Here is a 15,556-nt window from a genome sequence, read left to right on the forward strand (position 1 = left end):
TTGGTTGATCAGCTAATTTAGCCATACAAATCGTCATAGAACCATAAATATAGACGTCAGTGAGAAATATTCTCGTCTAAAAATGCTTTCTCAAGCGCTAGCGGTGCAACATAGGAGCCGCTTTTATAAACCCGCATATTGCCCCCTGATATCTCATCGATCAGCATGATATCGCCAGTTTCGGCATCGCGTCCAAATTCAAGTTTGATATCATATAGCTCAAGCCCTTTCGTTGCGAGTTCGTCTTTGATGATACCACATATCGTTTTCGTCTGCGCGGTCAGCGCGTCATATTCCTGTGGCGACAGGATTCCGAGCATGTGTAGTGCGTCCGCCGATATGGTGGGGTCTCCACGCTCGTCGTCTTTGATAGTAATTTCCACAAATGCGTCCAATGGCTGTCCCGATTCGCAGTAGGCCCCATAACGGCGGATGAAGCTGCCTACCGCCCGATAGCGGCAGATTACTTCAAGTCCTTTGCCGAAAACCTTGGCTTCGCGCACGGTCATGGTGGCCTGCTCCACATCCGCTCGGATATAATGGGTACGGATACCTTTGGCATTCAGCAGTTCGAAGAAATGTTTGGTCATTCTCAGTCCCGATTTACCGGCACCTTCGATTGTCAGGCCTACCGTATTCGCCCCGGGATCGAATACCCCATTTTCGCCCGTCACATCGTCTTTGAATTGCAACAGCACCTTATAAGCCTCAGCCCGATATACATTTTTTGTTTTACCCGTATAAAGTAGTTCCATGGAATAAAATGATTTTTGGCAAAAGTAGTATTATTTGCCCTTTTATCACTCTTCGTTTTCGGCAAATTGGTCTTTTATCCGCTCCAGGTTGCCAATCATCTCAGCAATGCGTGCTTGTTCGTTACGGATGAATTGTTTCATGAATACAACATGGCAGATCACGAACCAGAAGACAACAAATATGCCCAGTCCGATGAATGTCCAAAGGGGTAGCGCGAAATACATTTCAATGCCGTATAATGCAAATGCGATAGCGATACAGACCTCGTAGACGGTGTAGTTGCGCGTATTGAACCGGTAGCGCTTCTGCTGAAAGGTTTTGAGGTAAAGGATATAATCCTGGGGTTTGGACAGCAGGTTTCCACTATTGCTAATTGCATGGTAATCGCGGAGTTGGCTTGCGAAATAATAGCAGATGCACCCCATCATGATGGCAATGGCCAAGTAGGTGGTCCACGTGGAAAACTCGACGGAGAAGCACATCCAAAGTAGGATTGCTACCGCCACGCCCATTGAGATACTCTGCCAGAACAGCTTTTTGGCCAAGGACGACCGACTGGCTTTGATGCGTTTTAATACGTTTTCAAAGCTAACGTTCGGTTCGGGCGCCTGCCCATGCCAAAGCTGTTGTATCTGATCAAACCCTTTCATTGCTATTGTATATTTCTGTTAGCTTATGTTTTATCCGATGTATTTTTACCCGCAGATTACCCTCAGAGATGCCTGCTACTTCGGCAATCTCGGGGTAGGGCACTTCGTCCAGCACCATGGTGATGATGATCCGCTCGTTTTCCTCCAACTGTGCGATGGACTTGTAGAGCAACGCGATTTGCTCTTGTTTTTCCGATGGCTCCTCAGTGTAGTTTTCTATGATGTTATCGTTCAGCTCTTCGGTAGCCCGTCGTTTTGCTGTGCGTAGGTAGGATAGGCAAGTATTTATGGCAATACGGTATATCCACGTTGAAAATTGCGATTGGTTGCGGAATTTGTCCAGATTCTGCCACACTTTGATAAACGTCTCTTGCATCAAATCGTTTGCCGAGTCGCTGTCGCCGGTATAGCCATAACACAGGTGGTAAACCCGCTTGGAGTTTTCTTCAAATAATCGCTGGAACAGTTGTCGTTGGTTATTCATGAACGGCAGTTACATCGATTAGACATTTATGGAGAGTTGATGTTACAAAAGTAAAGAATATAATTCCTACCTTTAGGTCGATGGAAACATTTATTCCCATACTTATAGCGATTGTCGTCTTTGCGTTCCAGGCGTACGCCAATTACCAAAAAGAGCAAGATAAAGCGCGGAAGAGAAATCCTGGCCAACCGCCGCTGCCCGAAGATAATGCCAAATATATCGATACGGCAACTGCGCCGTCGGCACAATCAGTACCGCCACCTGCTGTTAAACCTGAGTTTGAACGTTATTCGGGCGTTGTGGGCTCGGCTGAGGTTCCACGTGGTGCAGGGGAACGCCCCTTGATACCGCAACGGCTAGTGGTGGATACGGAAGCTGATGTGCTGCCGGTATTGGATGCGGAGGATTTCGACCTACGTGATGCCGTGATTAAATCAATCATCCTCGAACGGCCGTATTAGATACTAGACACTAGACAATAGACACTAGACAATAGACACTAGACAATAGATACTAGACAATAGACACTAGACACTTGACACTAGACAATAGACACTAGACACTTGACACTAGACAATAGACACTAGACAATAGACACTAGACACTAGACACTAGACACTAGACTAACAACTTACGACTTATTCCCAATATTCAAATTAAACTCATCCATATCTTTAAGGAAAGGTAGGTCCCTCCGGGTATCGTCCAAATCGCGCCGATAGATGGTAAATGTGTAGAGGTCTTCATATTCTGGTTTATAGTACACCACATCGCCTGCGGGCGAGATACACATCGAGCCTCCGGAATAGTAAATTTCGTTGCCATCATGGCCCACGCGGTTTACGCCGATAACAAATGCTTGGTTTTCGATTGCGCGTGCGGGAATCAGGCTCCGCCAGTGTGAAGAGCGTTTATCAGGCCAGCTTGCGATATAAAGCAGTACGTCGTACGCGCCGTTGAGGTTGCGCGACCATACCGGGAAGCGGAGGTCATAGCAGACCATCGGGCATATTTTCCATCCATTGAGGTCAACGATGACCCGTTGGGTGCCGGCGGTGAACACCTTGTCTTCGCCGGCCATGCCGAATAGGTGGCGCTTGTCATAAGTGATGTAATTCCCATCCTTAGTCATCCACACAAACCGGTTGTAGTATCGGCCCTCCTCTTCGATTATGAGGCTGCCAGCCACAACACAGTTGTATTTCTGTGCCATCTCCAACATCCAGTGCATAGTCTTTCCGTCGGCTTTTTCGGCACATTGCTCCACATTCATCGTAAACCCCGTGTTGAACATCTCCGGGAGGATGATTAAATCGGTCTTTTCACGGATTGCGGAAAGCCTCAAAGCGAGGTTACTTAGGTTCTTCTCTATATTTTCCCAAAAAAGGTACGCCTGGAAAGTCGTGATTTTTAGTGCATCCATATCAGTAAGCTATGGGTTTCTATTCGCTGCCACTTGCAAAAAGCACAAGTTAGTGATAAATAGATAAACATTGAAATTGATAGCACCTTCCCCGCAATTATACTGCCAGTTATGGCGGGGCCTATCCGCGGTATTTTTTTAACGTATTGTTGGGTATCGTCGATTACTGCCCGCGGTCGAGCAGGGTGTTTGCAAGCTGCCGCAGTGGAATTCTACGCGAACTCTCCACAGTGATGGCGTCTAAAGCGGTGTAGGCCTTATTGATGTGGAGCTGCTTGGCAGCCTCCACTTCCATCCGAACATCCAGTGCGTCGTATATGGCCGTTACACCGCTGATTTTTTCCGACGGATTGGAATGGTCGGCCAGCCAGTTATCTAATGCTGACCTTGTTGTAGGCTCTGCTAGTTCCAGTGCTTTTACTAAGAGGTAAGTTTTTTTGTTGGCGAGGATGTCGCCCCCACGCTGTTTGCCGAACCGTTCGGGGTCGCCGTAGACATCTAAGATATCATCCTGCAGTTGGAAGGCGATACCCACGTAAACGCCGAAATCATAGATGAGCTGTGCGTCGGCCTCTTTGGCACCGGCCAAAAGTGCACCTATTTTCAATGCGGCCCCCAGCAGTACGGACGTTTTGAGCCGGATCATGTGGAGGTATTCATCGACGCTCACGGTAGCGACCCGTTCAAAATCCATGTCCAGTTGCTGCCCTTCGCACACCTGCGTAGCCATCGTATTGAAGGTTTCGAGGATAGCAGGCAGATTATCGGGTGGGCATTTTGCCAGCTGGGCATAGGCCATGATGAGCAGGTTGTCGCCCGAAAGGATACCGACGTTAGAGTTCCATTTTTCGTGCACAGTCCGGTGGCCGCGCCTCAATGGTGCGTTGTCCATGATGTCATCATGGACCAATGAGAAATTATGGAAGAGTTCGACTGCGATTGCTGCAGGCAACGCCGCGTCGATATCGGTGGCGGAGAAGAGATCGGCAGCCATCAGGGTGAGTAACGGTCGGATACGCTTGCCCCCGATTTGGAGCATGTACCGTACCGGGTCGTAAAGATTGGCCGGCTTGTTGGGGATATCGAGGTCTGCCAATCCTTTGGAAATCCGCTGCTGCAATACATCGATGTCGTACATGGATCGTTAATTTGCGGCTAAGATAAGGAATATCCGGTGGGGGACACCGTTTCAAAATCGGAAAAAATATCTTAGGTTTGGAGGGATATAAGGGTTACTATTTGAACAAAATCGTATTAATCAGTGAGTAAATGGAGTAAAGCTATTGCGCTGGAAGCGGATGAGGCGATCGTCGAGGGGGTAGCACGTGGCGATGCGGATAGTTTGGAACGGCTGTACCGCGATTACTTCCCGGTGGTGCTGAATATGGTTGTCAAAAACAGCGGCACCGAAGAGGAGGCAAAAGATGTTTTCCAGGAGGCTGTTATCGTGTTGTACGACAAAGTTAAACAGCAGGATTTTGAATTGACCAGCCGCCTGAAGACTTACATTTACTCGGTGTGCAGGCGGCTTTGGCTCAAACAGCTGGGAAGCAAAGGGCGTACGTTCCATGATGTAACGGCGTACGAAGATACCATTGCTGTTGAGGAAGATCTGGCGCTGCATGAGGAGAAGGATGTACAATTGACGATGATGGAACAGGCGCTAAGTGAATTGGGCGAACCCTGCCGGACAATTATATATGATTTTTATATAGCCGATATGTCGATGCAGGAAATCTGCGATAAATTCGGTTATACAAACGCAAACAATGCGAAAACCCAGAAATATAAATGTTTACAACGGTTAAAGAAATTGTTTTTTACAACGATAAAGTAAGTTAATACGGGTATGATGAATGAGCAGGAGTTTATTAAAGAGATTGACAGGTACCTGAATGATGAAATGGAAGGCCCCGAGCGGATTGCCTTTGAGCGGTATTGCGAAGAAAACGCTACCGCTGCCGAACAGCTCGCAACCCATCGGTTGTTTTTGCAACAGTTGAGATCATACGCGGACCGTGTGGTATTTAAGCAGCAGCTAGCTAAGGTTGGCGAGCAATACCATGCCGGGGCCCACAAGGATGCCGGGCGTGCAGAGCCAATGATTGTGACTCTTTGGAATAAGTTTAAAGTCAACTCATTGGTTGCTGCGAGTGTGGCTATCTTAGCCGTTTTTTCGACATTATGGCTGTCGGGCTATTACCAAACCATCCAGAAGACGACGTCGAATTACAGTGCATTGCGCCGGGACATGAATACCGTGCAGAAAAACGTGAATGCGCAAAACGCGGTAATCCGCAACATTAACAGTGGTAAGCAGCGCGATGACCGGTCGGCAAGCAACTTTGGAGGTACCGGGTTTGTCATTTCGGCAAACGGCTATGTGGTCACCAATTACCACGTGGTAAGGGGTGCAGATTCCGTACACCTACAAAGTGTAAAAGGTGATTCATTCAGGGCAAATGTGATCTATATCGACCCGACCCACGACCTGGCATTACTGCGTATCAATGACAGCACCTACACGCCGTTGAAAAATGTGCCGTATACCTTCAAGGAAACCCCTTCGGAACTCGGTGAAGATGTATACACCATCGGGTACCCAAGAGATGAAGTGGTATACGGGCAGGGTTACCTCAGCTCCCGCACCGGCTATGCAGGTGATACCACCGCGTATCAAATATCTATCCCAGTAAACCCGGGGAATAGTGGCGGGCCGGTACTCGATAGCAGAGGCAACGTGATTGGCATTATAAGTGGTAAACAAACCGGTATCGATGGCGCGTCATTCGCTATTAAAACCGAAGCACTGTTGAACTCAATCGCGGCAGTACCCACAGATTCGCTCGACCAGGAGCTGGTCATCGGTAAAAAGAACACACTGGGCGGATTGCGGCGTACCGAGCAGGTTAAGAAGATACAAGATTACGTGTACCTCGTGAAAGTATATTAGATTGAGACTGGTGAGATAAATAAAAAAGCGGTTGATGTGATGTCAATCGCTTTTTTTGTTGATTGTTTTAACAACCTGCCGCCATCAGATATTCGGCTGCGGCGTGGTGCGGATATAAGAATTGATCACCTTATGTCCTTTCGGGAATTTTGCCGGTATATCTTCCGTAGCTATGGCGTTTGATACAATCACATCGTCCCCGTGCTCCCAGTCGGCCGGTGTAGCTACGCTATGGTAAGCGGTAAGCTGCAAGGAATCGATAACCCGCAGGATCTCCTGGAAATTCCGTCCGGTTGAGGCCGGATAGGTTAGCGTCAACTTGATTTTCCTGTCTGGGCCAATGATAAACACCGAGCGCACCGTGGCTGTGGCCGATGCATTGGGGTGAATCATGTCGTACAACTCGGACACCTTGCGGTCTTGGTCGGCAATGAGCGGGAACTCAACATTCGTGTTCTGCGTTTCGTTGATATCCTTTACCCATCCGTGGTGACTATCGACAGGATCGACACTCACCGCAAGCACTACGGTGTCGCGTTTCTCAAACTCGCTCTTCAACTGCGCGGTGCGGCCCAACTCGGTAGTGCACACAGGGGTGTAGTCTGCGGGGTGTGAAAACAAGACTACCCATTTCCCTTCCGTGTAGTCGTAGAAGTCGATTTCTCCTATCGTTGTTACCGCTTTGAAATTCGGCGCGGTATCACCTAATCTTAAACTCATATGTAATTCCTCCTAATTAATGGTGATGAATTTGTAGTCTACAAAATTAATAGATTTTCTCGCAATGCAAAGATTATCTGGTTTTTTTTTGAATTTCTGTGCATGTACTCCGCTTTAGCGGCCCTGTAACATCGTTGTTTGCCGGTTGTCTAATAGCGGATGGAACACGACTGGAGCGCGGGCATGTCATCATTGTACCGTAAGAAGGTTATGATTGAGTTGGCATTTTGGCAATACAAAATGACCAAAAAACAGCCAATAGGCGCTGTTTGGGCGAAGAATATCCAGGACAAGCTGAACGGCCTCATCCCGGAAAAGGTCCATCAAGCCATTACGTTTACCATTGAAAAAAAGGTGAAAGGTGTGTTGTTCGGTGCAACGTATACGGTCAGATCAGTACATGCCCGTGGGAGCTTCCAACTCCGCGAGGGCCACATCAGGAAACTTATCGACACTTATAAAAAAACGGCTTCCGTAGAGGGGGCGGTCACCGGGGCGGGCGGGATTCTAATGGGGATTGCTGATTTTCCGGCATTAGTGGCTATCAAAATGAAAATGTTGTTTGACATTGCTACGGTCTATGGTTATGATGTCCGGCAGTACAAAGAGCGGCTTTTTTTGCTCACCGTATTCCAGCTGGCATTCTCAAGCCATAAGCACCGTGCAGCAGTGTATAACCGACTATGTACTTGGGATGCTTATGCCGAAACGCTGCCCGATAATATCGATAGTTTCGATTGGCGTACCTTCCAGCTGGAATATCGTGATTATATTGATTTGGCGAAGATGGCGCAATTGATTCCAATAGTCGGTGCTGCCGTAGGGGTGGTGGTTAATTATCGGCTAGTGCAGCAGCTGGGTGCCACAGCCATGAATTGCTACCGGATGCGAATGTTAGAAACAAGCTAGATATTGGAGACAAGCTAAAAAAAAGAGACCTTTGCCACATGGCGTTTTCCAATGACATCATTGCATGGTATAACCAACATAAGCGGGACTTGCCGTGGCGTGATACCACCGATCCGTATGTAATCTGGCTTTCGGAAATTATCTTGCAGCAGACCCGTGTGGAGCAAGGGCTCCCTTACTTCAATAGATTCCTCTCGAACTACCCAGATGTGGCATCGTTTGCGGCGGCCCCCGAGGGTGAGATATTGCTGCATTGGCAGGGATTGGGCTATTACTCCAGGGCGCGCAATATGCATCACGCCGCAAGAGTGGTGGTGGCAGGGCATGACGGCGTGTTCCCCAGTCGATATGATGATCTTGTGAAACTAAAGGGCATTGGTGAGTACACTGCCGCGGCAATTGCTTCTTTTGCGGCCAATGAGCCGCGGGCTGTGGTAGACGGCAACGTATTCCGGGTGCTGGCGAGGTATTTTGGAATCGATGAACCGATAAATTCTACTGGAGGAAAACGGATGTTTTCGGAGCTGGCCCAAGAGCTGCTGGACCAAGGATGCCCGGGATTATACAACCAGGCGATTATGGAGTTTGGTGCCCTGCAATGCCGCCCGAAAAATCCCGATTGCGGGAACTGTGTGTTGCGGCTGGATTGCCGGGCGTTGAAAATGGGCCGCGTCAACCAGTTGCCCGTGAAACTTAAGGGAAAAGCAAGCCGCAATCGGTATTTCAATTATTTTGTGGTAGAAGACGGCAGTCGCATTTTGATGAACAAACGGGGGAAAGGTGACATTTGGGAGAGTCTGTATGAACTGCCGTTGATAGAGACACCCCGCAAGATGGAGCTTCATGAGCTAGCTGCCGATAACGCTGTTGTGGCACATTTCGGACGGAGCGCCGGGTTACGGTTACTGGATGGCCCTGTGAAACACGTATTGAGCCACCAAAACCTGTTTGCACAATTCGTTGCTGTAGACCGGTGCCATGACGTTGACGATAAAAATATGGATTGGAGCTATGTTTTTATTAAAGATTTAGGTACTTTAGCTAAACCGAAGCTGATTTATTCTTTTTTAAAAAGATTGTATGGTTAACCAAAAAACACCTAAATTATGTCAGGAATCAACAAAGTTATTTTAGTAGGCCACTTGGGCAAGGACCCGGAGATTCGCCATTTAGAAGGAAATGTCACCGTAGCCAGCTTTCCGTTGGCAACATCCGAGATGTACAATAAAGACGGCCGCCGGGTAGAGCAAACCGAATGGCATAACATCGTCATGTGGCGCGGGCTGGCTGAGGTTGCCGCCAAATACCTGTTTAAGGGAAAATTGGTGTACATCGAAGGTAAATTGCGTACACGGACGTATGAAGACAAAGAGGGGATAAGACGGTACACCACTGAAGTGGTTGCCGACAATTTCACACTGCTGGGACGCAAGAGTGATTTCGAGGCACCGGCCAACACAGGTACAACGCAGGCTGCGGAACAAACCCCGCAGAAGAGCGATGGTGAAGACACATCGGTGGATTTCAAAGAGAATGATGGCGATGATTCCCTTTTTTGAAAAAGGTCCCGCCAACCCGTGACAGGTTATCAATAGATAGCTGAATAGAATTTCATATATTTGGCGTCATGTTGCATGAGAAGATAGCACAATACGCAGCGGAAATTAAACAGTTTGCGCCGCAGTCTCAGGAAGATGCCGAGGCTTTCCGATTGAAGTTTTTGGTGGCCAAAGGCGTGATAAGGAACTTGTTTGAAGAGTTTAAGTCCGTTTCGCCCGAACAGAAACGCACGCTCGGTAAAGACCTGAATGAACTCAAGCTGGCTGCGGAGCTGAAATATAAGGCTATGCAGGAACAATTTGCCGCTAGCCAAGCCACTCAAAAGGTTAATACGGACGACCTTACATTACCCGGCGAAGGGTTTGTAATCGGGTCGCGGCATCCACTTTCCCTGGTTCGAAAAGAAATCGTTGAGATATTCAAAAAATTGGGCTTTGTGGTGGCTGAGGGGCCTGAGATAGAAGACGACTGGCACAATTTCACAGCCCTTAACTTCCCGCCGGAACACCCAGCCCGGGATATGCAAGACACATTCTTCATCAAGAAGCAAGATGGTAACGACATTGCGCTACGCACGCATACCTCATCTGTGCAGGTGCGGATGATGGAGAATGGCCAACCGCCGTTCCGTGCCATCATGCCCGGTAGGGTGTACCGTAATGAAGCGATATCGGCAAGGGCACACTGTTTCTTCCATCAAGTGGAAGGGCTTTATGTCGACGAAAATGTGTCGTTCGCCGATTTGAAGCAGACCCTTTATTTCTTTGTACAGGAGCTGTTCGGCGACGGTACGAAGGTGCGTTTCCGCCCATCATATTTCCCATTTACCGAGCCTTCTGCAGAGATGGACATCAGCTGTACTATTTGCAAGGGCAAGGGATGTGCCATGTGTAAGGGAAGCGGTTGGGTGGAAATTCTGGGATGCGGAATGGTAGATCCCAACGTACTCGAGAATTGCGGTGTCGACCCGGGGAAATACAGTGGTTATGCGTTCGGCATGGGGATTGAGCGAGTCACCAACCTCAAGTACGAAATCAAAGACCTCCGGCTGTTTTCCGAAAACGATGTGCGGTTCTTGCGCCAGTTCGAAACGGAATTGATATAAGTGTAATCCCGATGACCAAAGGTCAGGTATTCTTTCTGTTTATCGCGTGCCTCTCGCTGCCCGGATGCAAAAAGGGTGGATGTAACGTGATAGACTACGTCACTTTTCAAAAGACCGTGTCGTTAGTGGAATTTAATGAGCTCCGGTTGCTAATGCAGCCGGTTGCTTTAGGTCCCGAGTATGGGGGAGTTGCCGGAATCATTATTATGCAGGTAGGCGAAGGCCAATATGTGGCGTTTGACAGATGCAGTACCGTAAACCCGGAAAAACAGTGTGCGGTAGAACTTGACGGCCAGGGACCAGTTGCCATAGATCCATGTTCGGGTGCGAAATATATCTTAACGAATGGTTCGCCATCTGATATTGCTGAATGCCCACTGAGACCCTATTACGTAAGGAGGACCCAGGACATCTTAATCGTTTCAAATTAATTGATGGAAGCTGATAAAGTAAAAGAATCGATAAAAAAGGCGGCTCGCGAGCTTTTCAGGCGTTATGGCTATAAGAAAACCAGCGTCAATGAAATTGCACGCCGGGCAAAAATCGCTAAGGCAACCATTTATAAGTATTTCGACAGCAAGGAGCTCGTGTTGCATGCGATCCTGATGGATTATATCCGCGAAAGCGTGGCAGACCTATTGAGCAAATACAACAAGGAAGCTGACTTGGAGACCTACTTGGGCAATACAATCCTACGTGTAAGCCGCCTTACCTATGCAATATGCAATGAATTTCTGGGCTGGGATTTTATCCGCGAGTCAGCCAACACCCAGGAATACCTGCGTACATTGTCTGACGACCTCGAATTCCTACTTATCAGTTCCTTTATCAATAATGCGGAAATAGGCGGCGCTGTATCGCCCGAAAAGCTTACTTTCCTCATCAAAGCGAGTAAGAACATTGTTTTTTCATTCGCTTTTACCTCTGTTAGTGAGGCCGACGTCCGGAAGAACTTTGTTTCTTTCCAGAACGAGATTCTCCCTTATCTAGTTAAAGCTACGGTAGCGTAGCCTTTTTTAAAAAACCCGTACCTTTGTACGTTTTATGAGCAGAAAAAGGTTTACAGCCGGACAGCGGTTGCTGGCAGGTGTTTCGATTGTGGATATTGCCGAGGGAGGCAAAGGCGTCGCGAAAGTCGACGATCTCGTGGTTTTTGTCGACAAGGCTATCCCAGGCGATGTTGTCGATGTGGAGTTGAGCCGTAAGAAAAAGAATTTTGCGGAGGCGCGGGTGCGCCAAATCACAACACCGTCACCGTATCGGGTGGCCCCGTTTTGTGACCATTTCGGCGTGTGCGGTGGCTGTAAATGGCAACACATGGACTATGCCGCGCAGCTGACTTATAAGCAAAAAGCTGTGGACGAAGCGCTCACGCGCGTGGGTAAGGTAAATACCGCTTCGATGGAGGCTATCCTCCCCGCGCCGCAGACACGTTACTACCGCAATAAGCTGGAATATACGTTTTCAAACAAACGGTGGCTTACCGATGCCGATATCGCCGGCGCTACGGATGAAAATATGGAAATGCGGGCCTTGGGGTTCCACGTACCTTCCCGCTTTGATAAAATCCTCGATATCGAACATTGCTATTTGCAGCAAGATCCATCAAACGCCATCCGTAACGGACTGCGATCGTTTGCGTTGGAAAACGATATTTCATTTTATGATTTAAGGCAGCATGAAGGAGCGTTGCGAAACCTGATCATCCGTACGGCCTCGACAGGTGAACTGATGGTGATTGTCGTTTTTGCCTATGCCGACACAGACACCATTGAGAGGACCATGGCCTTTCTCCAGCGGGAATTTCCGATGATTACGTCGTTGCTTTACGTGGTCAACCAGAAGAGGAATGATACTATTTTTGATCAGGATATCCATGCGTACTTCGGACGTGACCACATTTTCGAAGAAATGGAAGGCCTGAGGTTCAAAATCGGGGCCAAGTCTTTCTACCAGACCAATTCAGTACAGGCTTACGAGCTTTATAAAATAGCCCGCGATTTCGCTGGTTTCGAAGGATGGGAGCGGGTTTATGATTTATACACCGGTGCGGGTACGATAGCTAATTTCATCGCGCGGCATGTGGGTGAAGTTATTGGTGTGGAGTATGTGCCCTCCGCTATTGAAGATGCAAAAATCAATTCGGCAATCAACGGCATCCGAAATACTAAATTCTATGCAGGGGACATGAAAGATGTGCTTACAGCCGATTTCGTTGCTGCACACGGCCAGCCCGATGTGGTTATCGTGGACCCTCCGCGGGCGGGGATGCATGCAGACGTGGTGACCAGGTTGCTCGAAATGGCCGCACCCAAATTGGTATATGTAAGCTGCAACGCGGCAACACAGGCGCGCGATCTGGCACTGCTTGCCGAACGTTACACGGTAAAGCGCATCCGCCCAGTCGACATGTTTCCGCATACGCAACATGTTGAAAACGTGGTGTTACTTACACTGAATGGCTAAAGGTAGCCGAATAGTTAACGTTAATAGCTATGGATTTAAAAGATTTGTTTAGTGTGCAAGCCGGTGACGATGGGCAGCCGAAAAAAGAAAGCCCGCTGAAGAGTCTGCAGGTGGATTTAGACTTTTACAGCGAATCTATCAAGGAAATCGCTGTGGAAATTATGGCCGAGGGCTTATCGGCTTACCCCATTTTCATCGCCCACCAGCACGAAGTGGCCCTTGGGGAGTTGATATTGGATAAAGACGAGCTGGGAACCAACTGGACGATCCATGCCTCTACCTTTGAGGAATTCGTGGAACGGGGTGTGATTAAGGAGGACCGGAAAGCTCATTTCATCAAAAAATACAAACGTCCGGAAGATTATATGTGTTTGTTTGTCGTTGTACCCGAAGGCGCCAACTTTGTATTTTATCCCTATAAAAAATGATGCCGATAGCGTTAGTAACCTTTGATATTAAACGTTTGATAGAATAAGTAGTCTAACGCATTTATGATTCACCGTAGTCTGCTTGTGCTGTTCGTTTCGATGTGGTTTTTGCCTATCCGGGTGGATGCGCAGGAGACCGGTCCTATCCGGGGTATTGTGGTTGAAGCGGGGACGAGCAAGCGGCTGGGGAGTGCCACCATTACCAATACCAACACAGGCCAATCTGCGGTATCGAACAGCTTGGGTACTTTTGAAATCACTGCGTCGGTGGGCGATACTCTTGACGTATTGCTGATGGGATACGAAGCGGTCCACACCGAGGTCAAAACATTAAGTGATATTCTTATTGATATGAAACCCGGGAGTATCCTTCTGGACGAGGTGGACGTAAATCGAACGAGTAAAGAGGCAGAGCTCCGCGACGCCATGCGCGGTTATCGGAAGCAAGGGGTGTACTTCGATGGGAAACCCCCGGCGCTAGCCTATGTTTTTAATCCGATTACTTCCCTCTACGAGCTGCTGGGCCGCACGCCCCGTAATGCAAGGCGGTTTAGCAACTATATGGAGAGAGAGCTTGCCGAAACCGATGTGGATCGGAAGTTCAGCCGGACAAAAATCCAAGAGCTTACCGGTCTCACCGGTGATGACCTGACCAACTTTATGTTTTGGTACCGGCCATCGTACGAGCAGGTACAGTATTGGGGCGACTATGATATAACCAATTATATTATGCAGTCTTTCAGGCAATTTGATCGGGACAGCCGCCCTGCCGCCCCTAAACTTCCCAAGCTAGGGGGAGAGCCAGATCAATAAACCCAGTCGGCCGCGGTTGAAAATAGTGCATTTTGGCATCCGGTTTGCACTTACTCCAAAAACAATACATTAGTGTTATGATTACGAATAGGAAAATAGTATTATTTGGGTTATCCGTGGCAACGTCAGCAATGCTGTTGAGTAGTTGCGGTACCATCCAATCCATGAGCAATACACAAAAAGGTGCGGCCACGGGGGCAGTTGCTGGCGGGGCATTAGGGGCGCTAATCGGTAGTAAAGCTGGCAACACTGCCGTTGGCGCAATCGCAGGTGCCGCCATCGGCGGTGTAGCAGGTGGGCTCATCGGTAAGAAAATGGATAAACAGGCAGCCGAGATTGAGCGAACCGTAGCAGGAGCTGAAGTCATCAAGGCAGATGAAGGGATTATCGTAAAGTTTGATTCGGGCATCTTATTTGACTTTGATAAAACCGACCTTAAGCCCGCAGCCAAGGAAAATATTGCGAAATTAGTGGAGTCATTAAATAACAACCCGGACACGGATATCTTGGTGATTGGCCATACAGACAACACCGGTACGGATAATTATAACCAGGGGCTTTCCGAGCGCCGGGCCAAGTCGGTAAAGAGTTTTGCTGTTTCGGAAGGATTGGCCGGACGCCGGGTTAAAACAGAGGGCCGTAGTTTCCACGAGCCCATTGCTGATAACGATACCGAGGCAGGCCGGGCAGAGAACCGCCGGGTGGAAATCGTGATCGTAGCAAACGACAAGATGAAAGAAGAGGCATTGAGCCAAGTCGGTTCATAAGCGGGTTATAATGTACAAGACAAATCAAGAGAATGCGGCCTACGTAAGTACGGTCGCATTTTTTAATTGCCCCATGCGGTAACCATCAACCGGCGGCTACCACCGTGATTCCGGTGCTCACAAAGGTATATCCCCTGCCAAGTCCCTAACGCCAGTCTGCCATCCCGAATTGGGATAGTCACCGAAGAGCCCATCACCGACGATTTGATGTGGGCCGGCATATCGTCGGGCCCTTCATAACCGTGCCGATAATCAGGGTCGTTTTCGGGAACCGCCTTGTTGAAATAGGTTTCGAAGTCAATACGTACCGTAGGGTCGGCATTTTCATTGATTGTAAGCGAAGCAGATGTATGCTGGATGAATACCTGGCATATACCGGCTTTCCAACGCTTGATAGCTGAAAGGCAATCTTCGATGTCTGCCGTGATGAGGTGGAAGCCCCGTGGGCGGGCCCGCAATGTTACCTGTTGTTGAACGATTTCCATACGTGTGACAAGATAGAAAATATTGTATATCATCTCC

Annotated in this window: 19 protein-coding genes; 12 read left to right on the top strand and 7 right to left on the bottom strand. The window is 48.5% G+C overall.

Annotated elements, in window-relative coordinates:
- Positions 1 to 56 precede the first annotated feature (56 nt).
- The 3 genes from NGM62_RS16020 to NGM62_RS16030 are packed head-to-tail and all read right to left on the bottom strand — an operon-like array spanning position 57 to position 1,890.
- Positions 57 to 755 carry a phosphoribosylaminoimidazolesuccinocarboxamide synthase gene (locus NGM62_RS16020; protein WP_262249271.1) on the bottom strand — a complete coding sequence of 233 codons (699 nt, stop codon included), beginning with the start codon at positions 753 to 755 and terminating at the stop codon, positions 57 to 59.
- A 45-nt stretch (positions 756 to 800) separates the two neighbouring features.
- Entirely contained in the window at positions 801 to 1,406 is a 606-nt protein-coding gene (locus NGM62_RS16025) for a hypothetical protein (protein WP_262249272.1), read from the bottom strand.
- Positions 1,393 to 1,890, bottom strand: a complete 498-nt coding sequence (locus NGM62_RS16030; protein ID WP_262249273.1) for an RNA polymerase sigma factor — start codon at positions 1,888 to 1,890, stop codon at positions 1,393 to 1,395. The genes NGM62_RS16025 and NGM62_RS16030 overlap by 14 nt, the downstream gene beginning before the upstream one ends.
- 80 nt (positions 1,891 to 1,970) lie before the next feature.
- Here NGM62_RS16030 and NGM62_RS16035 point away from each other — a divergent pair, with 80 nt between their 5' ends.
- Complete coding sequence (locus tag NGM62_RS16035) at positions 1,971 to 2,351, top strand: hypothetical protein (RefSeq protein WP_262249274.1); 381 nt, start codon at positions 1,971 to 1,973, stop codon at positions 2,349 to 2,351.
- A gap of 170 nt (positions 2,352 to 2,521) precedes the next feature.
- Here NGM62_RS16035 and NGM62_RS16040 read toward each other — a convergent pair whose 3' ends face one another.
- The gene (locus tag NGM62_RS16040; RefSeq protein ID WP_262249275.1) at positions 2,522 to 3,313 is read right to left on the bottom strand and encodes an amidohydrolase; all 792 of its coding nucleotides are present in this window, start codon (positions 3,311 to 3,313) and stop codon (positions 2,522 to 2,524) included.
- A gap of 163 nt (positions 3,314 to 3,476) precedes the next feature.
- Positions 3,477 to 4,451, bottom strand: coding sequence for a polyprenyl synthetase family protein (locus NGM62_RS16045; protein WP_262249276.1), 975 nt, complete (start codon positions 4,449 to 4,451; stop codon positions 3,477 to 3,479).
- A 123-nt stretch (positions 4,452 to 4,574) separates the two neighbouring features.
- Between NGM62_RS16045 and NGM62_RS16050 the strand changes: the two genes are divergently transcribed.
- Both NGM62_RS16050 and NGM62_RS16055 read left to right on the top strand, forming a co-directional pair.
- Positions 4,575 to 5,150: an RNA polymerase sigma factor gene (locus tag NGM62_RS16050; protein ID WP_262249277.1), complete on the top strand. Its 576-nt coding sequence runs from the start codon at positions 4,575 to 4,577 to the stop codon at positions 5,148 to 5,150.
- A 12-nt stretch (positions 5,151 to 5,162) separates the two neighbouring features.
- A complete protein-coding gene (locus NGM62_RS16055) occupies positions 5,163 to 6,266 on the top strand; it encodes a S1 family peptidase (RefSeq protein WP_262249278.1) in 1,104 nt (367 codons plus the stop codon).
- Between the two features lie 84 nt (positions 6,267 to 6,350).
- On the opposite strand, the gene NGM62_RS16060 is transcribed toward NGM62_RS16055, so the two are convergent.
- Positions 6,351 to 6,986, bottom strand: a complete 636-nt coding sequence (locus NGM62_RS16060; RefSeq protein WP_262249279.1) for a peroxiredoxin — start codon at positions 6,984 to 6,986, stop codon at positions 6,351 to 6,353.
- A gap of 159 nt (positions 6,987 to 7,145) precedes the next feature.
- Here NGM62_RS16060 and NGM62_RS16065 point away from each other — a divergent pair, with 159 nt between their 5' ends.
- From NGM62_RS16065 to NGM62_RS16105, 9 genes are all read left to right on the top strand, one after another.
- The gene (locus NGM62_RS16065) at positions 7,146 to 7,895 is read left to right on the top strand and encodes an EcsC family protein (protein ID WP_262249280.1); all 750 of its coding nucleotides are present in this window, start codon (positions 7,146 to 7,148) and stop codon (positions 7,893 to 7,895) included.
- A 38-nt stretch (positions 7,896 to 7,933) separates the two neighbouring features.
- Complete coding sequence (mutY, locus tag NGM62_RS16070; protein ID WP_262249281.1) at positions 7,934 to 8,983, top strand: A/G-specific adenine glycosylase; 1,050 nt, start codon at positions 7,934 to 7,936, stop codon at positions 8,981 to 8,983.
- Between the two features lie 18 nt (positions 8,984 to 9,001).
- Complete coding sequence (locus tag NGM62_RS16075; RefSeq protein ID WP_262249282.1) at positions 9,002 to 9,454, top strand: single-stranded DNA-binding protein; 453 nt, start codon at positions 9,002 to 9,004, stop codon at positions 9,452 to 9,454.
- A 68-nt stretch (positions 9,455 to 9,522) separates the two neighbouring features.
- The gene (gene pheS, locus NGM62_RS16080; protein ID WP_262249283.1) at positions 9,523 to 10,560 is read left to right on the top strand and encodes a phenylalanine--tRNA ligase subunit alpha; all 1,038 of its coding nucleotides are present in this window, start codon (positions 9,523 to 9,525) and stop codon (positions 10,558 to 10,560) included.
- A 434-nt stretch (positions 10,561 to 10,994) separates the two neighbouring features.
- Positions 10,995 to 11,570 carry a TetR/AcrR family transcriptional regulator gene (locus NGM62_RS16085; protein ID WP_262249284.1) on the top strand — a complete coding sequence of 192 codons (576 nt, stop codon included), beginning with the start codon at positions 10,995 to 10,997 and terminating at the stop codon, positions 11,568 to 11,570.
- Between the two features lie 34 nt (positions 11,571 to 11,604).
- Positions 11,605 to 13,026 carry a 23S rRNA (uracil(1939)-C(5))-methyltransferase RlmD gene (gene rlmD / locus NGM62_RS16090; RefSeq protein WP_262249285.1) on the top strand — a complete coding sequence of 474 codons (1,422 nt, stop codon included), beginning with the start codon at positions 11,605 to 11,607 and terminating at the stop codon, positions 13,024 to 13,026.
- A 29-nt stretch (positions 13,027 to 13,055) separates the two neighbouring features.
- A complete protein-coding gene (locus tag NGM62_RS16095; protein WP_262249286.1) occupies positions 13,056 to 13,454 on the top strand; it encodes a hypothetical protein in 399 nt (132 codons plus the stop codon).
- Positions 13,455 to 13,517: 63 nt separating this feature from the next.
- On the top strand, positions 13,518 to 14,267 hold the full coding sequence (locus tag NGM62_RS16100; protein ID WP_262249287.1) for a carboxypeptidase-like regulatory domain-containing protein: 750 nt from the start codon (positions 13,518 to 13,520) through the stop codon (positions 14,265 to 14,267).
- Between the two features lie 77 nt (positions 14,268 to 14,344).
- The gene (locus tag NGM62_RS16105) at positions 14,345 to 15,034 is read left to right on the top strand and encodes an OmpA family protein (RefSeq protein ID WP_262249288.1); all 690 of its coding nucleotides are present in this window, start codon (positions 14,345 to 14,347) and stop codon (positions 15,032 to 15,034) included.
- Between the two features lie 62 nt (positions 15,035 to 15,096).
- Here NGM62_RS16105 and NGM62_RS16110 read toward each other — a convergent pair whose 3' ends face one another.
- The gene (locus NGM62_RS16110) at positions 15,097 to 15,519 is read right to left on the bottom strand and encodes a secondary thiamine-phosphate synthase enzyme YjbQ (protein WP_262249289.1); all 423 of its coding nucleotides are present in this window, start codon (positions 15,517 to 15,519) and stop codon (positions 15,097 to 15,099) included.
- Between the last annotated feature and the right edge of the window lie 37 nt (positions 15,520 to 15,556).

The sequence above is a fragment of the Parapedobacter soli genome, assembly GCF_025460835.1.
GTDB lineage: Bacteria > Bacteroidota > Bacteroidia > Sphingobacteriales > Sphingobacteriaceae > Parapedobacter > Parapedobacter soli.

Excerpts from the sequence above, each read along its gene's own strand:
- NGM62_RS16020 (WP_262249271.1), bottom strand. The coding sequence starts at position 755 with ATGGAACTACTTTATACGGGTAAAACAAAAAATGTATATCGGGCTGAG.
- NGM62_RS16025 (WP_262249272.1), bottom strand. The coding sequence starts at position 1,406 with ATGAAAGGGTTTGATCAGATACAACAGCTTTGGCATGGGCAGGCGCCC.
- NGM62_RS16030 (WP_262249273.1), bottom strand. The coding sequence starts at position 1,890 with ATGAATAACCAACGACAACTGTTCCAGCGATTATTTGAAGAAAACTCC.
- NGM62_RS16035 (WP_262249274.1), top strand. The coding sequence starts at position 1,971 with ATGGAAACATTTATTCCCATACTTATAGCGATTGTCGTCTTTGCGTTC.
- NGM62_RS16040 (WP_262249275.1), bottom strand. The coding sequence starts at position 3,313 with ATGGATGCACTAAAAATCACGACTTTCCAGGCGTACCTTTTTTGGGAA.
- NGM62_RS16045 (WP_262249276.1), bottom strand. The coding sequence starts at position 4,451 with ATGTACGACATCGATGTATTGCAGCAGCGGATTTCCAAAGGATTGGCA.
- NGM62_RS16055 (WP_262249278.1), top strand. The coding sequence starts at position 5,163 with ATGATGAATGAGCAGGAGTTTATTAAAGAGATTGACAGGTACCTGAAT.
- NGM62_RS16060 (WP_262249279.1), bottom strand. The coding sequence starts at position 6,986 with ATGAGTTTAAGATTAGGTGATACCGCGCCGAATTTCAAAGCGGTAACA.
- NGM62_RS16065 (WP_262249280.1), top strand. The coding sequence starts at position 7,146 with ATGGAACACGACTGGAGCGCGGGCATGTCATCATTGTACCGTAAGAAG.
- mutY (WP_262249281.1), top strand. The coding sequence starts at position 7,934 with ATGGCGTTTTCCAATGACATCATTGCATGGTATAACCAACATAAGCGG.
- NGM62_RS16075 (WP_262249282.1), top strand. The coding sequence starts at position 9,002 with ATGTCAGGAATCAACAAAGTTATTTTAGTAGGCCACTTGGGCAAGGAC.
- pheS (WP_262249283.1), top strand. The coding sequence starts at position 9,523 with ATGTTGCATGAGAAGATAGCACAATACGCAGCGGAAATTAAACAGTTT.
- NGM62_RS16085 (WP_262249284.1), top strand. The coding sequence starts at position 10,995 with ATGGAAGCTGATAAAGTAAAAGAATCGATAAAAAAGGCGGCTCGCGAG.
- rlmD (WP_262249285.1), top strand. The coding sequence starts at position 11,605 with ATGAGCAGAAAAAGGTTTACAGCCGGACAGCGGTTGCTGGCAGGTGTT.
- NGM62_RS16095 (WP_262249286.1), top strand. The coding sequence starts at position 13,056 with ATGGATTTAAAAGATTTGTTTAGTGTGCAAGCCGGTGACGATGGGCAG.
- NGM62_RS16100 (WP_262249287.1), top strand. The coding sequence starts at position 13,518 with ATGATTCACCGTAGTCTGCTTGTGCTGTTCGTTTCGATGTGGTTTTTG.
- NGM62_RS16105 (WP_262249288.1), top strand. The coding sequence starts at position 14,345 with ATGATTACGAATAGGAAAATAGTATTATTTGGGTTATCCGTGGCAACG.
- NGM62_RS16110 (WP_262249289.1), bottom strand. The coding sequence starts at position 15,519 with ATGGAAATCGTTCAACAACAGGTAACATTGCGGGCCCGCCCACGGGGC.